This is a genomic window from Nitrospinota bacterium, assembly GCA_016208975.1.
GTDB lineage: Bacteria > Nitrospinota_A > UBA7883 > UBA7883 > JACRLM01 > JACQXA01.
Genome location: JACQXA010000004.1, coordinates 1,288,723 through 1,308,898 on the forward strand (window position 1 = coordinate 1,288,723; position 20,176 = coordinate 1,308,898).

General features: G+C 56.0%; 17 protein-coding genes. 12 read left to right on the plus strand and 5 right to left on the minus strand.

The window, feature by feature from the left end; all coding sequences use genetic code 11:
- Nucleotides 1–50 precede the first annotated feature (50 nt).
- The 9 genes from cysC to HY751_09940 are packed head-to-tail and all read left to right on the plus strand — an operon-like array spanning nt 51 to nt 10,107.
- Nucleotides 51–671 (plus strand): adenylyl-sulfate kinase, encoded by a 621-nt coding sequence (gene cysC / locus HY751_09900; protein MBI4666707.1) that lies wholly within the window; start codon nt 51–53, stop codon nt 669–671.
- A 10-nt stretch (nt 672–681) separates the two neighbouring features.
- Entirely contained in the window at nt 682–2,178 is a 1,497-nt protein-coding gene (locus tag HY751_09905; protein ID MBI4666708.1) for a B12-binding domain-containing radical SAM protein, read from the plus strand.
- A 5-nt stretch (nt 2,179–2,183) separates the two neighbouring features.
- Nucleotides 2,184–3,461: a cobalamin B12-binding domain-containing protein gene (locus HY751_09910; GenBank protein ID MBI4666709.1), complete on the plus strand. Its 1,278-nt coding sequence runs from the start codon at nt 2,184–2,186 to the stop codon at nt 3,459–3,461.
- Between the two features lie 7 nt (nt 3,462–3,468).
- Nucleotides 3,469–4,410 carry a lysophospholipid acyltransferase family protein gene (locus tag HY751_09915; protein MBI4666710.1) on the plus strand — a complete coding sequence of 314 codons (942 nt, stop codon included), beginning with the start codon at nt 3,469–3,471 and terminating at the stop codon, nt 4,408–4,410.
- Nucleotides 4,407–5,261, plus strand: coding sequence for a hypothetical protein (locus HY751_09920; protein ID MBI4666711.1), 855 nt, complete (start codon nt 4,407–4,409; stop codon nt 5,259–5,261). The genes HY751_09915 and HY751_09920 overlap by 4 nt, the downstream gene beginning before the upstream one ends.
- Nucleotides 5,254–6,393: a glycosyltransferase family 9 protein gene (locus HY751_09925; protein MBI4666712.1), complete on the plus strand. Its 1,140-nt coding sequence runs from the start codon at nt 5,254–5,256 to the stop codon at nt 6,391–6,393. Before HY751_09920 ends, HY751_09925 begins: the two co-directional genes overlap by 8 nt.
- 8 nt (nt 6,394–6,401) lie before the next feature.
- Nucleotides 6,402–7,643 (plus strand): DUF362 domain-containing protein, encoded by a 1,242-nt coding sequence (locus tag HY751_09930; protein MBI4666713.1) that lies wholly within the window; start codon nt 6,402–6,404, stop codon nt 7,641–7,643.
- Between the two features lie 2 nt (nt 7,644–7,645).
- Entirely contained in the window at nt 7,646–9,112 is a 1,467-nt protein-coding gene (locus HY751_09935; protein ID MBI4666714.1) for a radical SAM protein, read from the plus strand.
- Entirely contained in the window at nt 9,109–10,107 is a 999-nt protein-coding gene (locus tag HY751_09940; protein MBI4666715.1) for a glycosyltransferase, read from the plus strand. Before HY751_09935 ends, HY751_09940 begins: the two co-directional genes overlap by 4 nt.
- Before the next feature lie 15 nt (nt 10,108–10,122).
- On the opposite strand, the gene HY751_09945 is transcribed toward HY751_09940, so the two are convergent.
- The 5 genes from HY751_09945 to HY751_09965 form a co-directional block, all read right to left on the minus strand.
- Nucleotides 10,123–11,025: an EF-hand domain-containing protein gene (locus HY751_09945; protein ID MBI4666716.1), complete on the minus strand. Its 903-nt coding sequence runs from the start codon at nt 11,023–11,025 to the stop codon at nt 10,123–10,125.
- A 139-nt stretch (nt 11,026–11,164) separates the two neighbouring features.
- The gene (locus HY751_09950) at nt 11,165–13,267 is read right to left on the minus strand and encodes a molybdopterin-dependent oxidoreductase (GenBank protein MBI4666717.1); all 2,103 of its coding nucleotides are present in this window, start codon (nt 13,265–13,267) and stop codon (nt 11,165–11,167) included.
- A gap of 12 nt (nt 13,268–13,279) precedes the next feature.
- Nucleotides 13,280–14,101 carry a sulfatase-like hydrolase/transferase gene (locus tag HY751_09955; GenBank protein ID MBI4666718.1) on the minus strand — a complete coding sequence of 274 codons (822 nt, stop codon included), beginning with the start codon at nt 14,099–14,101 and terminating at the stop codon, nt 13,280–13,282.
- A 380-nt stretch (nt 14,102–14,481) separates the two neighbouring features.
- On the minus strand, nt 14,482–16,122 hold the full coding sequence (locus HY751_09960) for a hypothetical protein (protein MBI4666719.1): 1,641 nt from the start codon (nt 16,120–16,122) through the stop codon (nt 14,482–14,484).
- Between the two features lie 10 nt (nt 16,123–16,132).
- On the minus strand, nt 16,133–17,596 hold the full coding sequence (locus tag HY751_09965; GenBank protein ID MBI4666720.1) for an O-antigen ligase family protein: 1,464 nt from the start codon (nt 17,594–17,596) through the stop codon (nt 16,133–16,135).
- 218 nt (nt 17,597–17,814) lie between these two features.
- Here HY751_09965 and HY751_09970 point away from each other — a divergent pair, with 218 nt between their 5' ends.
- The 3 genes from HY751_09970 to HY751_09980 are packed head-to-tail and all read left to right on the plus strand — an operon-like array spanning nt 17,815 to nt 20,139.
- Entirely contained in the window at nt 17,815–18,840 is a 1,026-nt protein-coding gene (locus HY751_09970; GenBank protein MBI4666721.1) for an SGNH/GDSL hydrolase family protein, read from the plus strand.
- Entirely contained in the window at nt 18,837–19,355 is a 519-nt protein-coding gene (locus HY751_09975; protein ID MBI4666722.1) for a hypothetical protein, read from the plus strand. The genes HY751_09970 and HY751_09975 overlap by 4 nt, the downstream gene beginning before the upstream one ends.
- Nucleotides 19,327–20,139 carry a polysaccharide export protein gene (locus tag HY751_09980; protein MBI4666723.1) on the plus strand — a complete coding sequence of 271 codons (813 nt, stop codon included), beginning with the start codon at nt 19,327–19,329 and terminating at the stop codon, nt 20,137–20,139. Before HY751_09975 ends, HY751_09980 begins: the two co-directional genes overlap by 29 nt.
- Nucleotides 20,140–20,176: the final 37 nt, after the last annotated feature.

Below are 20,176 nucleotides of genomic sequence, written 5' to 3' on the forward strand. Positions count from 1 at the left end.
ATTGCATTAAAATTGAATGATATATATATCGTAGTGGGTTAAGGGGGCTAATGACTAAAAAGAACGTGGTTTGGCATCATGCTACTGTCACCAGGGACAAACGAGAGAAGCAAAACGGCCATAGAAGCGTCGTAATCTGGTTTACCGGGTTATCCGGCGCCGGGAAATCCACCCTTGCCCATGCTGTTGAAGAACGGTTGCATAACATAGGATGCAGGACGTTTGTTCTGGATGGTGACAATGTGCGCCATGGCCTTTGTTCCGACTTGGGGTTCTCGAAAAAAGACCGGGAAGAGAATATAAGGAGGATAGGAGAGACCTCCAAGCTTTTCATCGAAGCTGGGGTTATCGCCATTACGGCGTTCATATCCCCTTTCCGGGCAGACCGGGAGAGGGTGCGGAACCTGATGATGCATGGCGACTTCCTTGAGATATATTGCAAATGTTCCCTGGAGACCTGTGAAAAACGGGACGTAAAAGGGATGTACAAACGCGCCAAGGCTGGCGAGATTCCAGAGTTTACCGGCATTTCCTCCCCATATGAGGAACCGGTAGATCCTGAACTGACTGTGGATACCGATGGGTTCACGGTGGATCAGTCGGTGGACCAGGTTATGGATATGCTGGCCACCAGAGGAGTAGTGAACGGCGTGACCGCCAACCGCCGCTAGAAGTATTTGTATGAAAGTAACTTTGATCTCGCCGTACCCGGATATTACCGCGTTTGGCCTAAGGACGTTATCCGCCCATCTGCGCGCCGCCGGATTTAAGACCCGCCTGCTGTTCCTGCCAGATCCATTCGGCGACGATTTTGTGGACGACCCGGAAAACCGCTATCCCGCAAGCGTTATGAATCAGTTGGTGGCGTTATGCGAAGGCTCCCAGCTAATCGGCGTAACGCTGATGACCAACTTTTTCGATGGCGCCTCGCAGATAACCAGGTCCATCAAAGGCGGTCTGGGCTCTGTCCCCGTGATATGGGGAGGCGTGCATCCCACCATCCGGCCTGACGAATGTATGGAAATAGCGGACATGGTGTGCGTGGGAGATGGCGAGGACGCCTTGCTTGAGCTTACAAAGAAGATGGCCGCAGGCCAGGATTACAGCGGCACGCCGAACCTGTGGGTGAAACGGGGCGGGGAGGTAATTAAAAACCCATTGAGTCCCCTGCCCAGGGACCTAGACATATATCCCGCGCCCGATTACAGCATGGAAGACCATTTTGTATTGGTGGATGGCGACATCAAACCGCTGGACCATGACATCATGGAGCGGTTTCTCAAAAAGGGCACCGTTTCGGGGATGTTGGGCAAAACAGGCTACCAGACCATGACCAGCCGGGGTTGCCCATACGCCTGCACATACTGCATTAACGATACCGTCAACGAAATGTACGGCGGCAAGGGGAAGCTTAGGTGGCGGTCGGTGGGGCATGTGATGGAAGAGCTTTCATGGGCGCGACAAAACATGCCATATGTGGATTTCATCTGGATATCCGACGACGAGTTTTTCGCCCGGAAACTGGAGGATATCCGTGAATTCTGCGTGCAGTATAAAGAGAAGATAGGCGTTCCTTTCTCATGCCTTGTGAGCCCTCTTACGGTGTCCGAGGACAAAATGGGCCTTCTGGTGGACGCGGGGCTTGTGTATGTGCAGATGGGGGTGGAGTCCGGCTCGGCGCGGATGCAGGAGCTTTACCGCAGGAAGAACATGAACAACACCCGCATGATAAAAGCCATGCGGATAATAAATTCGTTCAAGGATAAAATGGCGCCCCCCAGCTACGACTTTCTGCTGGACGCCCCGGAAGAAACCGACGCGGACAGGATTGAAAGCCTGCGGCTGATAGCCGACATCCCAAAGCCGTTCCGCCTGCAACCGTTCAGGCTGATACTTTACCCCGGCACCCAGCTTCATAAAGAGGCGATGGATCAAGGCCTGATCAAGGACGAACGCGCAGAGATATACCGCAAAACCTACACCATGCGGGAGCCAACATATTTAAACCTGCTCATAACCCTGGCCAAGGGGGGCAAGATGCCTGGACCTTTGCTTAAGGCGTTGGTGAGCAAACCCGTGGCCGGAACGCTGAACAGCCAGATCATGCGGCCCTTCATCAAGTGGCTCTACATCCTTTTAAGGGGCGGGTACCACCTGGCCAAGGCCACCCTGGGGTAAAAAAGATGAAGGTTCTTCTGGTTCAGGCCTGGCTGGGCGGGGCGGAGTCCCCCGTTTACCCCATTGGGTTGGCCAGCATCGCCGCAACCCTCAACGGACATGATGTAAAGGTCTTCGACCCGAACGTGTCGGCCCGTCCATACGAAGATCTGAAAGAGATCACGCAAAGTTTCGCGCCGGACGTGGCGGGAGTCTCCTTGAGGAACATAGATTCCACCAACAAACGGGTGGTGGTGTTCTATTACGAACGGCTCCGGGAGATGATAGACGTCATCAAGTCCGCCGCGCCTCATACTAAAATCGCGGTGGGCGGCGCCGGGTTCTCCATGTACGCCGAAGAGATCATGAGAGACGAGCCCCGCATTGATTACGGCGTATATCTGGAAGGGGAGGAGGTTTTCAACCGTCTGTTGGACAGATTAGCCGAACCGGAGAAAACCGCTTCTGTCTATTACCGCGCCAACGGCTCCGTGGCTTTCTCTGGCCCCGGGGTTCCGCCGAGCTTCAATCGCCTGCCCGCGCCGGCCATGGATTTGGTCCCGGTAGAAAGCTACGCGCCGTTCCGAGACTCCATAGGGGTGGAGACTAAACGGGGTTGCGCGTTGAATTGCATCTATTGCATATACGGATTCCTCAATGGCAGGGAATACCGCTTAAAGGATCCCTCACGGATAGTGGACGAGATAGAGATCCTTGTGAACCGCCACGGCGCGCAAAAATTCACCTTCGTGGATTCAGTGTTCAACATACCTAAAAGCCACGCCGAGGCCATAATGAGGGAGATGATAAAACGCCGCGTTCAGGCGAAATGGTCGGCATGGTTCAACGAAAAGGGATTCACGCGGGAGTTCGCCGAACTGGCAAAGGAAGCCGGATGCTCTAATTTCATCATGTCGCCCGACGGGTTTTCGAACGAGTCTTTGAAAGCCCTGGGAAAGAACATCTCGCGCAAAGACATACTGGAGGCATACAGCGTTTTAAGGGATATGGACGGGGTGGAGGTTAGCTATAATTTCTTCAAGAACCCGCCCGGGCAGACCCTGCCGAATTTCATCGCCATGGCGCTGTTCTGCGTCCGCGCCAAGAGGGCCATGGGCAGGCGCGTCCATTTCGAGTTCAACTCCATCCGGGTGGAGCCTCACACCAGGCTACACAAGATAGCTCTGGACGAAGGATTGGTGAGCCCTGCGGACAGCCTGCTGAAACCCTGCTATTACACAAACCGCAAAACGAAGTATATAGAGACGGCGTTAAACTTCCTGCTGTCGCTCAAAGGCAAATAAACGCTCCATGCAAATCCGCGAAAGTCTTGGCCGGGACGTAATACGGCTCATCTTCTGGTATCCGGCGCGGTGGCTGATACTGGCCCTGCCGCTGGAATGGGGAATTGGCGTGATGCGGATGATGGGGGACATGCATTATCTTGCGGGCCGGGGTCTGCCGGGCTTGTTGAGGAACAACCTTGCGCGGATCAAGGGTGATAGCGCTTATGGCCCGGAGGGCTCAAAAACCGCCAGGGAATACCTGCAAATGCATTATGTGGACAGGCTTTCGATACTCCTTTTCCCGCGAATGGGAGCGCGGGAGGTGGAACGGCTGATAGAGTTTGAAGGTCTGGAACGGCTGAAAGCCGGATTGGACAAGGGTAAAGGCGTGGTGCTGGTGCATGGCCATTTCGGCCCCGCGCTGGTTCCGCTGGTGGCGCTGGCGCGGCTGGGATTCCCCATGAAACAGGTGGGATTCCCCAGTGACGAAGGGCTGAGCTGGATCGGCAGGAACGTGGCGTTCCGGTTAAGGATGAAATACGAGGCCATGATGCCCGCCCAGGTGGTAATGGCGGACGCTTTCATGCGGCCGGTTTTCAAATGGCTTTCCGGCAACGGGGTGATAATGATCACCGGCGACGGGAGCGGCACGGAGAAGAAGCTTGGCAAGCAGGAGACGTTAACGTTTCACGGCCAGCCGGTGATGTTCCCGCTTGGGCCAGCAATTCTGGCCGCCAAGACCGGGGCGGAGCTTATCCCCATGTTCATTACGCCGGGGGAGAAGAAGCCATTCAAAATCGTTATGGAAGATCCCATACGCATAGAAGGCAATGGCGATGAAACCTTTAGCGCCGCAATGAAAAATTTCGCGCGGTTGCTGGAACAGTACACGGCCCGTTATCCAGCGTATATGCGGTTTCTGGACAGGTTCAGCCCCGGCGCCCTCATAGAGGAGCCGGACCGGTGAGTTTCTTCACATCCGTTTTCAAACGGCGCAACCGGCGAAAGATAGAGCGGTTTCTGGGGCGAAAACTTGTGGAAACCCATATGCGGGAAGTTTGGATAAACACCTTGGCGGGTGTGAAATTGTGCGCCCATCTTCATACACCCTTGGAACCTCGGAGCAAACTGCCCGGCGTGGTGTTCGTGCCGGGCGGGGAGAGCGCCGGGCTGGACTATGACGAGAAAGGGGAAATGAGCGCCCACGAGGTGGCGGGGCTGGGTTACGCCGTTCTGACGTATGATCCTTCGGGCCGTGGGAAATCCGGGGGGAAAGAAAATTTCTGGGGCGCCAGCCACCAGCGGGAGTTGAAAGAGGTCATCGAATGGTTTGGCGCCCAGCCGGAGGTGGATGCGGACGACATGGGAGTGCTGTCGTTCTCAATTGGGGTGGTAATCGCCACGGGCGCATTGGCGATGGGGCCTTCGGTGAAGGTGCGTTACTTGTACGACTGGGAAGGCCCATCTAACAGCAAGGTCATAACGAAAAACGACACCCATAGGCCGCTTCTGCGGTTTCCTTCCGCCGATAGGGAGTTTTGGGACGAGCGGGAGGCTTCCAGATACATTGGGCGGATAAACTGCGGATATTTCCGTTACCAGGCGGACATGGACCATGTTCAGGGCAAGTTCAAGGGACACGCCATAGAACTTGTAAACGGCGCCGTGAATGGCCGGGCGACATGGGTTAGGCTCAACGACAATCAACCCGATATCACTTTGGACGGGAACCGGCCGGATGAATACCGCTGGATACCGGAGGAGCGAAACCACCGGGGGCAGATGTTAAAGTTTCTGCTGGAATTGCGTCATGTATAAAATAATCAACCGGAAGAAGCTGGTGGTGACGGCTGTGGCGGATACGCTGGGGAAAGCCATGTCCCTGCCCTGGCGGATGTTTCAAGGCGACGTTTCCATAGCGCCGGATAAAATAAAATCCATCTTGGTCATCCGCACAGCTTACATGGGGGACGTTATTATGACCCTCCCCATGCTCAAACCGCTCAAAGGACAGTTCAACAACGCGTCCATAACCTTTCTGGCGCCCAACGCCGCAGGGGAGTTGTTCGCGAACAACCCCTACGTGGACGAGGTGATGACATACAGCCCTTTCTGGTTCTATAAAGGATCGTCCATTTCTGATTATTTCCGATTCCTGGGCGGCTTGAGGGCGAAAAGTTTCGACCTGGTTATAGAGGCCCGGGCGGACATCCGGGACATCATGGCCATAGTGGCCCCGGCCCGCTCTAAACACAAGGTTAGCTACGATGTGGGTGGCGGCGGATGGATGCTAACCCATGTAACGCCTTACGCCGGGCTTAAACATAAAGTAGAATATCATTTAGATATAGCGCGCGACCTTGGTTGCTCCATGGATGGGTTGGATTGGGGCATAAGGTTCACAGGGCAAGAGCGGCAAAGGGTAAACGCCATTCTTGAAAATAGGGGTGTATCCAAACCGTTCGCCCTGGTTCATCCCGGCTCCCGGTTACCTCTTAAAATGTGGGCTCCGGAGAAATACGGGGAGTTGATAGGGAGAATGACGGCGGAGCTGGGCATGCGGGTGGCCGTGCTAGGCCATCCCGCCGAGAAGATGGCAACGGAGATCACGCTGGCTTCCGCCAAGGGAGCCGCCATAGACCTGTCGGGCGCATTTTCGGCGAGGGAGCTGATGGGCGTTATCGCCGAAGCGTCCGGCCTTGTGTGCAACGACAGCGCCCCGATGCACATGGCCAGCGCAGTGGGCACAAAGGTGGCGGCCCTGTTCGGCCCATCCAAGAGCGTGGAGACGGGGCCGTATGGCGTGAAGAGTAAAGTGGTGGAGCGGGATTTTCCGTGCAGGTTCACCTGTGACGAAAACAGATGCCTGTTCGCCAGGCATAACGCGTGCATGAAAGACATCACCGTGGAAGAGACATTCGCGGCGGTTAGGGAGTTGGTGGAGGCTTAGGTAGCAAGATGTTCAGGTTCGACGCGGTGAAAGCCGATGGTGTTACGGCCATAAAGGCCGCGGTTAAAAACACCCTGCGGGAAAAATACGCCGATAAACTGCCCAAGGACAAATCCGCGCCCATACTGATAAAGCCCAACCTCAACAGCAATATGAACGCCCTTACCGGCAACACCACGGACCTGCGCCTGCTGGCCGCGGTCCTGGAGTTTTTAAAGGAGACCGGATATACAAACATCGCCATGGGGGAAGGCACCAACAGCGGGTTCTACCGGAGCGGAATAAACGTGATTTCCCGGCTGAAGGTGGACTCGCTGGCGCGCCATTACGGCGTGAAGGCGCTGGATTTGAATTACTCGGAGAGGGTGGAAATACCTTTCGAGAATGGCGTGAAAGCCTCGGTGGCCAAAGAGGTTTTAGAGGCGGCGCTTTTGATAAACATGCCCAAGATGAAAACCCATTTCGAGGTGGGCATGAGCGTGTGTCTCAAAAACCTCATTGGGACGCTGGTGGGGCAGGAGAACAAGAAAAAGACGCACCTCTCCCTTTCATCCAACATTCTCAACATTAACAAGGCGGTTAAACCCCATCTGCATATCGTGGACGGGTTGATGGCCATGGAAGGGCTTGGGCCAACCCGGGGAACGCCCCTTAAGACCGGTGTCATCCTTTTCGGTGACGACCCGTACCTGATAGACATGATGGTGGCGAAGCTGGCCACCTTCGATTACGCCAAGGTTAAAACCCTGGCCGAGGCTGAACGGCGGGGGATAATCACCGGGGCGCACAAAAAATTCCATGACGAGTACCAGTTCGGCGACCTGTTCCGGTTCGAGCCGCCAAAACCCGGCCCCATCGCCGCGTTCATCCACAATCCCAAACGGCAAAAATATTTTTTGGCCATCCGTAACACGGCCTTCTTCAACGCCGTATGCTCCACGAACATTGTGGGCAAGCTGTTGTTCCTCACGGGATTGAGGCAGGACGTTTTTATAGACGACGAGCTGGAACTGGAAAAACTTGCCGCCGACACCTCAAAATGCGGCGATTGCCCTAAAAAATGCGCCGATTATTGCCCGGTGGATCTGGATTTGCCGGCGGCGCTTAATGCGGAAGCCGCCACGAAATGTATAAACTGCATGTATTGTTATTGTGTCTGCCCCAATGGCGCTATCGAGTTCTCCGGCAAGGCGGGGTTTCTTGATGAACAGATGCGCCAGTATGGCCAGATAATTAGAAGGATCGCTTGATAATGGGCAGACTGAAAATCACGTTTTTAAATCCGCCGTTCCTCAAAAGTTTCTCGCGGCCCCAAAGAAGCCCGGCGGTAACCAAGAGCGGCACCCTGTATTTTCCCATGTGGCTGGCGTACGCCTGCGGCGCGGCGGACAAGGCCGGGTTCGAGGTGGACTTCATGGACGCCCCGGCGGACGGGTTCGACCTGGATTATGTAAAAAAACGGGTGGCGGATTTTGCGCCGGGTCTCATAGTGGCCGACACATCCACCCCCAGCGTTTATAACGACGCGGCGGTTTGCCAGACCTTGAAGGATCTGGTTCCCGGAGCCTTTGTCCTGCTGGTAGGGACACATGTGACAGCCCTTCCGGAAGAGTCGTTAAAGCTTAACGGCTCGGTGGGCGCCGTGGCAGTGGGGGAGTACGACCAAACGGTGACGGACCTGGCCCAAACGCTGGAGAGCGGCGGGTCTTTAAAAGACGTGGCGGGAATATGCTGGCGGGACGGGGATAAAACCGTAAACAATCCCCGCCGGGAATTTATCGAGGATCTGGACAGCTTGCCCTTTGTAAGCTCCATTTACCGGCGGTTCCTTCGTATCGAAAACTACTTCAACCCCAACGCCATCCCGCCGATGGTGACTATCACCACAAGCCGGGGATGCCCCTACCCATGTTCGTTCTGCGTCTATCCGCAAACGCTCATGAGCAGGAAAGTGCGTTACAGGAGCGTGGCCAACGTGGTGGACGAGATAGAGTACATCACCAAATCGTTCCCCGAGGCCAAGTCCATATTCTTCGAGGATGACACTTTCACCATAAACCGCAAACGGTGCGTGGAAATATCCGAGGAGATGATGCGGCGCGGGATAAACATATCGTGGACCATTAACGCCCGGGCGGACCTGGACTACGAAACGTTGCGTGTAATGAAACGGGCCGGGTTGAAGCTTATGTGCGTGGGGTTTGAAAGCGGGAGCCAGCAACTGCTGGACAACATCGCCAAGAAGACCAGCGTGGAGAAGATGGAATCTTTCATGGCAGACGCGCGCAAGGCCGGGGTGCTGGTGCACGGCTGTTTCATGGTGGGCCTGCCCGGCGAGACAAAAGAGACCATGCAGGGCACGCTGGATATGGCCAAACGGCTTAACCCGGACACGGCCCAGTTCTACCCCATAATGGTGTATCCGGGCACCGACGCTTACCAGTGGTACAGCGAAAAGGGGTACCTTACCACCAAGGATTTCTCGCAGTGGCTCACCCCCGGCGGCCTGCATAACACCATCGTGAGAACCGAACAGCTCACCTCTGAGGAGATGGTGCAGTTTTGCGACCACGCCCGGCGGGAGTTTTACCTGCGCCCCCAATACATAGCCCGGAAGATGCTTAACGTGGCCGTGAACCCGGACGAGATGCGCAGAACGCTCCGCTCCGCCCGCACGTTCATAAAGTACCTGGTTAAAGGCTCCGACGTGGCCCGGTGAACAAAACCGTTTCTGTGGTGGTGCCCGCCTACAACGCGCAAAAAACCATCACCGCCTGCCTGGCGGGGCTGTTCAGCCAATCGTACCCGGAGGAGCTTTACGAGGTGATAGTGGTGGACGACGGCTCCACCGACAACACCGGGGCCTTCGCCAAAAATTTCCCGGTCCGCTACATAAGGCAGGAAAACAGCGGACCGGCCACGGCAAGGAACGCAGGGGCTAAAGAGAGCCGGGGCGGGTTGATAATGTTCACCGATTCGGACTGCGTTCCCACCAACAAATGGATTGAGGAAATGGCCAGGCCCTTCGGCGACCCGCAGGTGGCCGCGGTGAAAGGAGCCTACAAGACCACGCAAGGATCACTCACGGCCAGGTTCGCCCAGGTGGAGTTCGAGGAACGGTTTGAGATGTTGAAAGCCGCGGACTCCATAGACATGGTGGACACATATTCCGCCGCGTTCCGGGCGGAGGTGTTTTGGGGCGCCGGGGGTTTCGACGAGTCTTTCCCTGCGGCCAACAATGAAGACACGGACCTTTCATACAAACTTTCATCCGCCGGGAAACGCATGGTGTTCAACCCTTCGGCCATCGTGTTTCATATGGGCCATCCGGCAACCCCCTGCCGCTACGCCAGGGTGAAATTCTGGCGGGGATACTGGCGCATGGTGGTATATGGCCGCTATCCGGAAAAAATGGTGAAAGACACCTATACGCCCCAAACCCTGAAGCTCCAGATAGCCTTCGTCTTCGGCGGACTTGGTTTGCTATCGCTTGCGCCGTTTTCAGACATGGCGGCCAAGGGGGCCATAATAATGGCGCTGGCTTTTTTAGGCGTGGCGGCGCCTTTTACATCGTTCGCCCTGATGCGGGATCCGGCGGTTGGGTTGTTGGCCCCGCTGTTTTTAGCCTGGCGGGCGCTGGTGATAGGTTCTGGCGTCGCCTATTATCTGGCCAAAAAGAAAAGGAGGGCCACCCAACCGGGCGAACCCTCCTGAACTTGAATTGTCTAATCAGGCCGTGACTGAAACCGACTGTTCCGCCGTGGCGGTTGAACCGGCGGTGGAAGATGCCACCGAGGCGTACTGCCTGAAACTCTTGTAAGACGCGAAGGCCTCTTTGCTGTCCACACTACCGTCCCCATTGGCGTCGGCTGTAGAGAAATCGGCGCTGGCCTGGCCGGTTTCATCCTGGGTCAACAGGCCGTCCCCGTTGGCGTCCATCTGGGCGAACAGGTCGGTTATGGCTTTGTCCCGCTCGCTCTTGGCGTTCATCAACTCTGTGGCGTCGGCTTTGCCATCTCCGTTAGTGTCTATGGCGGAAAAGATGCTCTGGTCCAGCCCCAGTTCCCCGGCGGACAACGCGCCGTCACCGTCCGCGTCCCGGCTGGATATAAAAGATTCCGAACCGGCGGTGGTGGAGGCGGATGATTCCGAAGAAGGAACAGAAGCGGTTGAAGCTTCCGTAGTGGAGGCTGTGGATGTAGAAGAATCCGTGGCGGATGTGGAACCGGCGCTGGCTCCGGCGTGGTTGTTCATGGCCGCCATGAGCACCGGGGAGAGCAACTCACCAGAAGAAAGCGCGCCGTTGCCGTCGCTATCCATTTTGGAGAACGCGGAGGAGGAAACCCCCATCTCCGATTCGTTGAGTTCCCCGTCGCCGTCAGTGTCCTTCTTGGAAATGCGGTTATCTATCTGACGGTTGAAATAAGCGCCCGAAAGTTCTTTAGAGGTTAAAGAGCTGTCGGCGTTACTGTCCGCTTTGGAAAATATATCGGCGAATAAAGCCGATTCGCCCGACGACACACCGCCGTCGGCATTGCTGTCTTTTCTGGATACTGCGCCAGAAATGGAGCTGTAAACTTGTTTAAGGGCGGCAAAAGCAGTGCCCACCCCCTGCGCCGATATGGGATCCATCTCCGCTGTCTCCTTGCTTTAATCGTTCTTTACGCAGATATAAAGCAATGGCCGTGCCAGTTTATATGCTATTGATATTGCAGGCTCTCAATGTGAGAATGGCGGGGCAAAAGATGCCTTGGGGGCAAGAAATGCCTTTTCAGGCCTTCCTTATTTCACACAGAATGCCCCGTAACCGGCAGGAGCCAAAGGCCGGGTCGTATGGGGGTTCATCGGACACCAACACATTGGCGTTGGAGTCAAACACTCCAAAAAGGTTGGTCTCGGACTGTTCAGGGAACCACCACCCATGCTCCACGCTGACAGTGTCGGGCCGGATATTTTCCGTGACTTCCGCCTTCATCCGCGCCTGACCCCGGGGGGAGGTGACGATGACCCAATCCCCATCGGCGATACCCCGGGCTTGGGCTGTGCCCGGATTCAGCTGGGCCATGGGGTTGGGGTGGAGCTTTCTTAAAGACTCCACCTGGCGGTTGTCGCTATGGAAAAACTCCCGGGTCCGGGCGCCGGTGATGAGAATCAGCGGGAATTCTTTTGCGACCTCCGGTGAGCCTGTGGGGCTTTCCGGCGGTTCGGTGAAAGAGGGAAGGGGATCGTACCCCATCCGTTTCAAACCGGAGCAGGATAGCTCCACCTTCCGCGATGGAGTTCTAAACCCTTTCTCCGCATATTTTTCGTATCGAATGGAGGGGGTGAGCCCGCCACCGCTCTTTAAAAGCCCGTCGAAAGTCATGCCCGTGGGGGCCAGCTGGTAATCGAAAATCTGGCGGTACGTCATGTCCGCGCCGGGCAGGTTAAGCCGGGCCATCAGCTGGTCCATTATCCATTCATCCTGACGGCACTCGCCGGTCTGGGTGATCTTGGCGTGGGCGAAGGCGTAGTTTTCCGTGACCAGCGGGAAACCCATGAGGCCCTCGAACTCCGTCCAGAAGGCGGCCGGCAGGACGTAATCGGCCATGGCCGCCGAAGGGGTCATGAAATGGTCGGTGGCCACCAGCATGTCCAGCTTTTTCATGGCCTCGTAAACCCCTCTGGAGTTTGCCACGGTGGTCAAAGGATTATTGCCGAACAACATCAACGCCCGTACTCTATACGGGTCCCCCTCCCGCATGGCGTGGAACAGGCCGGGGATGTGGGCCGACGGCATGTATGCCCGCCAGCCACCCAAAAGTTTAAAAGCGCCGGAGCCAATCCTTTTCTTGCCCGCGTCGGGGGGCAGTTTATCTTTCAGGGTGGGGTAGGGGTTTAAAATGTTCATCCCCAAAATGTCGCCCCCCGGCTTGTCCAGGTTGCCGGTGATGGCCCGCAATATGGCTATGGCGCGGACGGTTTGGGTAGAGTTGGCGTTTTGCTCCAGCCCCAGCCCCCATTCTATGACCCCCGGTTTTACCGTGGCGTAAAGGGTGGCGACGCGGATAATGTCTTCCACCGGCAATCCGGTGATTTGCGAGGCCCATTCCGGCGTGCAATCGGCCACCCGCTCCGAAAGCCCGGCGAACCCGGATGTCCAGTTTTCCACGAATGGTTTGTCATATAAGCCCCGGGTGATGATCACGTTAATCATGGCCAACGCAAGGGCCGCGTCTGTCCCGGCGCGGATAGGCAACCACATGCCGCACTTCTCACCGGTTTCAGAGCGGCGCGGGTCTATGGCCACGGTCTTGGACCCATTGGCCATGGCGCGAAGAACGGCGGGGGCCAGCTCCCCGTCCGCGCAGGTTATCAATGGATTGTGGGCCCAGAAGATTATCAGCGCCGGATTGGTTTCCCCGTAATAATCGGGAGTAATGAACCCGCCATAGGTAAGGTTGCTTATGGTCACCCGGGGTATGAAACACTGGGCCAGCCCCGGCTCGTACCAGTTGGGGGTTCCCAAGGCGTTGGCGAACCGGACGGTGTGCATGTAATGATGACGTCCGGTGCCTTGGCCTATGGCTATGGATTCCGGCCCGGTCTCACTTTTTATCCGGGCCAGATGACCGGCTATCTCATCCAGCGCCGTTTCCCAGGACAGGGGCGACCACTTGCCTTCGCCACGCCCGCCAGTCCTTTTCAACGGAGTGGTGAGCCGGGCGGGGTGGTTGGCCACGTCCGCCGCCTTGGCCCCTTTTACGCACAGCCAGCCCCGGCTTACGGGTGATTGGGGGTTGCCCTTGACCTTTTCCACCCGGCCGTTTTTCACATGAACAAGGGTTCCGCATCCGCCGTGGCAGGAGCGGCAGACGCTATTAAAAATGTTCATGGGATTATCGGGTTAATTCCCGCTGGCGGGAACGGGCCCCTCCAGAAACGGCACCTCGAAAACTTTTTCGTGGAAAATGGGGCCGTGGCCGAAATATCCCCCCTCGCCGAAAAGCTCCCCATGGTCGGCGGTGATGATGATGTGGGTGCCAGGCGGGCATTTCTTGTAGAGTTTGTCCATAAGCCCATCCAGGTATTCCACGCAATACACCTGCCTGGCGCGGAGGAACTCCATTTTATCCTCGTTGAAGAACTCCACGGCTTCATTGCTCTCGCCGTCCATGTGTTTGAACACGCCATGAACGCCGTGGAGAACCGGTATCTCCTCTTTGGTGAGCATGTAGGGGTAATGGGTTTCGCCCAGGTTGAGGAAGTAGAACGTGGGCTTTTCGGGGTCGAAGGATATCTCCTCTATCATCCCGGCGAAATCGTTATGGCTGTCCATAAGCTTGTATTCGTCGAAATGGGCTGAAAAGCCGGTGAACCGGTTCAGCACCGGCAGGGAAACCTTACCCACGGTTTTGTAGCCGAGTTTCCTCAGCTTGCAAGGCAGGGAAAGCTCCGGCACGAAGGATTTGAACTCCAGGTCGGGTATGCCAAGCCGGTCCCGCCATTTGGTGAAATCTTCCTTATACACTTCGGAGGCGAACACCCCGGTGGGGGAGGTGTGGGGGCTAATGCCCATCAGCAGGACGAAATGGGAGGGTGAAGTCCACGAGGCGAAACTGTACCGACTGTCCGCCTGGCCCAGCCTGTCCATATTCGGCGTGGCGGCGGAGGCGAAAGAGTCGTACCTGCAAGAGTCCATTACGATGTAAACAAGGTTATTGGGCATGTCACGCTTTCAAAAAATCGTTGTAATAACATCCGGCCCGGCGCGGGAGAGGTTTTTATATACTACCCACCAAGCTTAAAGGACGGTCACCTATCCATTATATTTTATGGAAGCGATGGGTTCAAATAAACGCTGAACGGGTGGTGTCCCAGTTTGAATCTCAAATAACAGACAGATCCTTCACTCCGCTTGCGCTTCGCCCAGGATGACAACGTTATCAACGGCTTTTATATTGTCATTCTGGGCGTAAGTGAAGAATCTCCCATGTACTTTCAAACTGGGATACTACCCTGTAACGGCGTGGATAGAGATTCGCTCTTCGCCGTGGCCGCAGACCACGGTTTTCCATTGGCGGTTGGAAGACTGGGGCCGGGCGACCCCTACCTTACCGTTGGCCACATGAAATAGAAGGGTTTCCCGTCTTTCATCACCCGGTAACATTCCGCCGATGGGCCCACCTCCACCCGTTCGGCGGTGGCAAGGTTGGCCCCGGCCAGCGTCCGGGCCATCAGGGCGTAGGTATGATAGGCTGGTTTTAGATCCGCCCGGCCATCGTTGGCTGGGTTGTGGATGATACCAGCGGAATCGAAAAATCCATGCCTCCCGCCGAACATGTAATGGTCGGTCACCGCCGCCCAGAAAACCTTTTTCACTCCCGCCGCGTAGGCCGTAACATAGCGTCTCACCACATCCGCCGCCTGCGCCGCGTCGGAGGTGTTAGGGTCGCCGCTCATGGCGGAGGGGGAGGCGGTCTCGGTCATCCATATTTCCGCGTCCCTGTACCCGTACCGGTCTAGCATGTTCCGCGCGGCGCGGTATTCCTCTTTAATCCGGCGATACTCGCCGTAATAGCCGAACACATGCCGCATGTCGAAATGGTCGAAAGCCCGTTTGCCTTTCAGGGCGGCGAGCGCCTGCTCGAAATACGCGGCGCCGTTATCGTTCAGATAGCCGCTGGTGACAAGGGAACAGGCCGGGCACGACTCTTTCAGCGTGTCGTAGGTCACCTTCAACGCCCGGGCGTAATCCTCGGCGGCCATGTAATTGTCCGCCTCGTTGCCCAGCGAATAATATTTCACCATGGGCAGTTTGGCGAATAGCTTCCGCAGGAAATTTGTGTACTCCTCGCTCTGATGGTCCTGGAACGCCACCCGCCGGGTTTTCATGTCTATGGAGGTAGCTACTTTCGTGCGTTTTTTCTCCTGCATCGGTTCTATGATGAGCAGGACGTTCAAACCGGCTTGGGCCGCTTTTTCCGCGTTTCTGCGGATGGACTCCAGATACGCCTCGCCGGTTTCCATTCCCGGCGCGCCATGCAGGTAAACGGACCAGTTGGCCCCTTTCAGCCCGGAAAGTTTCACCCATCCGAAATTCAGCTCCGGAGTGTGGCGCGTGGCGGCGTCCAGATCATCCGCCAAGAACCCGAAGGACTGGTTGCGAAGGGCCGGGTCTTTGCTTTTCTCCAACGGGTCCTGTGTGACTATCGCCGGGGAACCGTGAAGGGTCACGGTGAGGATACCCCTGTTAAGCCCCGCCATTATGGCCCCATCGGCGGGGTCGTTCACCAAGGGCATTATGTAATACCCGGCGTAAGGATATGGGATGGACAGGGTAACGGGCGCCGTGGGATATTGCCTGCCCATGGCGGATTGCCCCAGCCCCGGACCAGCAGGGGTTGAAACACCCGCTACGCCCGCAAGGCGTTTTATGGAAGCGTCGATTTCCTTGACGGCCATGGCCCGGTCGCTTTGTAACAGGCCCCGGATGCGCATCATGTCGTTCTGGTCGAATACCTCCCGCAGGTGAACACCCTTTTCCCGAAGGCTGAACGCCCAGTTGGAGACAGCCTGAAAACGCTCATCGGCGTTTTCCATTGTGGTGGGGGAGGAGAGCAGATAGTCGTAATTCACGTTCCCGCCCCGCGCCATACCCCCTCTGCCCCTGCCCATGGGTTGTGCCAAGGAATCCACGGCGCACAAGGCGATAAACGCGGCCAATAACGGGAAAACGGCTTTTTTCATGGAACCCTCATTAATTGACGGCTTTTTTATTAGCGCCGCGCAGTTTGAAAATAATGTTCACCATGGCCACGTTCATGGCCAGGTACAGCAGGGGATACCTGCCCAGCATGGAGGTGTACTCATATTCGATAAGCCCATGCACATACACCTCGCCGATGGTAACAGCCAGCGCTCCGGTAAGTAACAGGCGCAACCTGCGGTCATCTTCGCAAAGGGCCCAAGCCTTATGGGAACTGGTGGCCATGAAGTAGAACGCAAATAGCAGAATGACAAGCCCGGCCAACCCGATATCAAAAAACAGGGAAAGATAAACGCTATGGACCTCCGGCGCCTCGGAATAGTGGACGAACCCTCCTGGCCCCAGGCCGAAAACAAGCTTTAGGGGGTGATGGTTCATTTCCGCAAAGCCTTTCTTCCACCACTCCACCCTGGCGCCTATGCCTGTGGAGCTGTCTTCCCCCTCGGAGCTGGTATCAACTTTTTTGTCGCCGGAGAAAAAGAGCGTGCCGGTATAGCCGAAACCGGTGAGGATACGGTCTATAAAACCCGGTTTGGTTGCCAGTATCATAACTACGGTCAATAACCCGAACACAGTCATGGAGGTGAATACCCATTTCCTGGTCCGGTTATGCAATATGATGAACGCGGCAATCCCGGCCACACACCCCACCAGGGCTCCCCTGGCGGTGGTCAGCAACATGCCAGTGAAAACATAAAGGCCCGCCACAACGTAATAATATTTTTTCCATTTGGAGATAACATCAAAAAGCCTGGTGAACGCCAGAATGAATCCAGCGGCCAGGAAGCCCGCAGTTTGGTCCACCCCGCCAAGGCCGCCTGGGCGGTTCTCAACCTCCACAAGGCCATAGGCGTACCCGATCGTTTTATTGATGAAAGTCCGTTCGGTGAAACCCTCGTCATACGCCGTCCAAAAAAGGAAGGAGGCGGCGATGACGCCGGAAATAATCACAAGATCGAAAAACCTGGACATGTCCCGCGGGGAACGAACCGTAAGCGTGACGATGAAATAAAAGGCCACGTTCATCACGAACAATGAAAGGCTTGTGGCGCCGAAGAAAAAGTTTGGCGCCCATACCAAAGCGGTGGCTTCCAGCGCCAGTACCAGCAGAAGGCAAATATCCATGGGGTGGGCCACCAGCGGCCCGAAACCCGAAGGCCGCCAATACAGGAAAATCGCCACGCATATCAGGATGGCCAGGAAAAAATAGACAGGGAATTTTACAGTGTAAATGCCGCTAGCCAGGAATATCTGGGCGGTTTCAATTGGAAGGCAAAGCATGAGGATTACAAGGCCGAACCGCCAGAAAAACAGGGTTGCGGCGAGAAAAGCGCCACCGGCCAGGGTGTAGGCGAAAGTTTCCAGTGGAAGCAAAACGCCCATCAACCCGGCAAGAGCGGAAATGGCGATAAAAATGGCCGGAGCCACGTCGCGGCGGCCTAACGTATATTCCATGCGACCCGCAAATTAATAGTCAAATATCCAACCCCGCAAGAAAATCCACCAAAAGTTTATCATACTGGCCATATGTCCTGGTTTGGCGTGGATGCATAACGGTAGCATGGTAAAATACCACTTGCTAGGTTCCATAAGGGCTTGTTGAAATGGTTGCGCCACAAGGGGAAGGCGCTCCGGGTTGAAGGATTGATGGGGGGGGCTTGTAGCTTCGAAAGATGCGGCAAGATAAACATGGGCTGGCCGTCAACATTTCACTATGTCTTGTTAGCGCCGTGTTGGCGCTATCCGCTGGCGAATTAACTTTACGCGCCAACGAAATCCTCAAGGATATTAAAAAGGGCGGCAAGCTGAGGCTGAGCGAGAACAAGGTGATAGGTTATGAATTCAAGCCGAACTATCGCTCCCAGGGTTTTATAACCAACAGTTTCGGGTTCCGGGGGCCCGAAATCGAAAAAGAAAAGAAAGAAGGGGTTTTCAGGGTCGTGGTGATGGGGGATTCCATCGCCGCCGCGCCGAACATCAAAGAGGCTGAGACCTATGCGTCTGTTATCAGGACATCGCTCAACAGGCCTGATGACCACCATCACAGATACGAGGTGATAAACACCGGGGTGATGAGTTATAGCGTGTGGCAATACCTGGAGGTATACAAGGTGAAGGTCCGCCCGCTTAAACCGGACCTTGTGATATTGGGCATATGCCAAAATGATTTTGTGAGGCACTTGAATTTCTACACGGACATGTTCGGCGTTGTGAGAAGCGATATGGAGGTAAAACCTCACGAAATGGACCTGCAAGGCGAAGGGTTTGTAAACTCCCTTCTACTTGTTCAAAAACTGCGCGCGGCGGCGCGGATAACCCGCACGTCCCATGCGGAAGAGAGGGCTCCAGCGCAATTAGCCAAGTCCATCCCCACTTTACATGGTCGGTGGGACGAGGGTGGCGGGGCCACGCTGACCAGGCTTGCGCGGGAGTTGAAGCGGGACGGTGTGCGGTTTATTTTCGTTATTTTCCCCTACCGGTTCCAGCTGTTGGATACAAATGCCATCGCCACCGACGAGCGTTTCAGCCGGTTCTGCGCCGATGAAAATGTGGAATGCCTGGATCTTATGGAGCCTTACAGGAAAGCCGGTCCGGGGCTTTACCCTGTAAACGATCCGTTGCATCCTGACGCGGAGGGCCACGCCATCGCCGCCCATGAGATAGTCGCGCTCATTGCCGGGAAAGACATGTCGCAGTGATCCTTGGCCACGTCACCAACACCTTCATGCTCCACTCCGTTGGTTCGCATTTTTTGAAGGACAAATTACCCCCGCTCCCGCCGGTTCTTGCCGGGGCGCTGGCGCCGGACATTCTGGACAAGGCGATAATGGTTACGGGGTTGATCGAAAGCTATCCGGGGCGGGGCTTGTTCCATTCGCTGGTTACGCTTACCGTTTTGGCCGTACCGGCCATAAGGGCGTTTCCCGCGCGCGCCAAACTTGTCGGGGCTGTTTATCTTGGCGCCCTCGTCCATCTGGCCCAGGACACGCCGGACCTTAGCGTGATTTTATGGCCCCTGGCCGGGCCTTGGGAGCCGTACCCCTACATGTCCCTTGTGGAAAAGCTGGTCAATCTGTATATTGGGATGAACCCCTTGCAGGCGTGGCTGGGCGAAATGGCCGGGGCCATTTACTGCGCGGGATATTTCGTGACCAGGATTTTAAAATGGCGCGCAAAAAAGAAAAATGACGTTTCGCTGGTTGAAGTCGAATAACCGCCGCTGGGCGGTTTTATTGCCTGTGGCGGCGGTTGTAACCGCCTGCGCCTCCAGCGGTCCCCAAACCACGGAGCAAACGCCAAAAGGCATGCGGAACGCCCAAACCTCCATGTCGTTGCCAAAGCCGCCATTGCCGCCGGTTGAGGACGTTAACCCCACCGTTGGGCCGGGGGATGACTTGAACATCCTCGTTTACCGGCATACGGACCTTACTTTAGGAACCGTTCCGGTGCGCACAGACGGCAATATCACCATGCCGCTTATCGGCGATGTGAAGGTTGAGGGCCTCACCATACCCCAGCTTAGGGAAACGCTGGAGACCCGGTTTGCAAGATATATCGTAAACCCGCAGATAGTGATCTCGTATAACAAGATAAACAGCCAGAAAATCTTTGTGCTCGGCGAGGTGACCACCCCTGGCATCATAAAGCTGGACGACAGGCTCACCCTGCTTCAGGCTATTTTAAAGTCTGGAGGCATGACCCACGACGCAAGGTCCAGCCAGGTCCTGCTGATAAGAAAGAGCAAGGCCTACGCGCTTAGCGTGGATTCCATTTTCAATGGCGACCCGACCCAGGATGTGCCCATAGTGAACGGCGACATAGTATATGTCCCGTCCACGACCCTTTCAGACTTGGGGCGGACATTTTCACACATCACGAAAATACTCTCGCCAATCATCCAGCTGGAAAGCGGCATAGTGCTTTCCCCGCAGGTGGAGGATGTGATCCGCGGCAACGCGGGCGGCGACGGGGCCAGCCTTTCCATACCCGCCCAGTAGCTTAAAATAACCCTCCGGCGGGCGGCGGTTTTTCGAG

Excerpts from the sequence above, each read along its gene's own strand:
- HY751_09965 (MBI4666720.1), bottom strand. The coding sequence starts at position 17,596 with ATGGAATATACGTTAGGCCGCCGCGACGTGGCTCCGGCCATTTTTATC.
- HY751_09915 (MBI4666710.1), top strand. The coding sequence starts at position 3,469 with ATGCAAATCCGCGAAAGTCTTGGCCGGGACGTAATACGGCTCATCTTC.
- HY751_09935 (MBI4666714.1), top strand. The coding sequence starts at position 7,646 with ATGGGCAGACTGAAAATCACGTTTTTAAATCCGCCGTTCCTCAAAAGT.
- HY751_09955 (MBI4666718.1), bottom strand. The coding sequence starts at position 14,101 with ATGCCCAATAACCTTGTTTACATCGTAATGGACTCTTGCAGGTACGAC.
- HY751_09905 (MBI4666708.1), top strand. The coding sequence starts at position 682 with ATGAAAGTAACTTTGATCTCGCCGTACCCGGATATTACCGCGTTTGGC.
- HY751_09970 (MBI4666721.1), top strand. The coding sequence starts at position 17,815 with ATGCGGCAAGATAAACATGGGCTGGCCGTCAACATTTCACTATGTCTT.
- HY751_09925 (MBI4666712.1), top strand. The coding sequence starts at position 5,254 with ATGTATAAAATAATCAACCGGAAGAAGCTGGTGGTGACGGCTGTGGCG.
- HY751_09960 (MBI4666719.1), bottom strand. The coding sequence starts at position 16,122 with ATGAAAAAAGCCGTTTTCCCGTTATTGGCCGCGTTTATCGCCTTGTGC.
- HY751_09945 (MBI4666716.1), bottom strand. The coding sequence starts at position 11,025 with ATGGATCCCATATCGGCGCAGGGGGTGGGCACTGCTTTTGCCGCCCTT.
- HY751_09950 (MBI4666717.1), bottom strand. The coding sequence starts at position 13,267 with ATGAACATTTTTAATAGCGTCTGCCGCTCCTGCCACGGCGGATGCGGA.
- HY751_09910 (MBI4666709.1), top strand. The coding sequence starts at position 2,184 with ATGAAGGTTCTTCTGGTTCAGGCCTGGCTGGGCGGGGCGGAGTCCCCC.
- cysC (MBI4666707.1), top strand. The coding sequence starts at position 51 with ATGACTAAAAAGAACGTGGTTTGGCATCATGCTACTGTCACCAGGGAC.
- HY751_09930 (MBI4666713.1), top strand. The coding sequence starts at position 6,402 with ATGTTCAGGTTCGACGCGGTGAAAGCCGATGGTGTTACGGCCATAAAG.
- HY751_09980 (MBI4666723.1), top strand. The coding sequence starts at position 19,327 with ATGACGTTTCGCTGGTTGAAGTCGAATAACCGCCGCTGGGCGGTTTTA.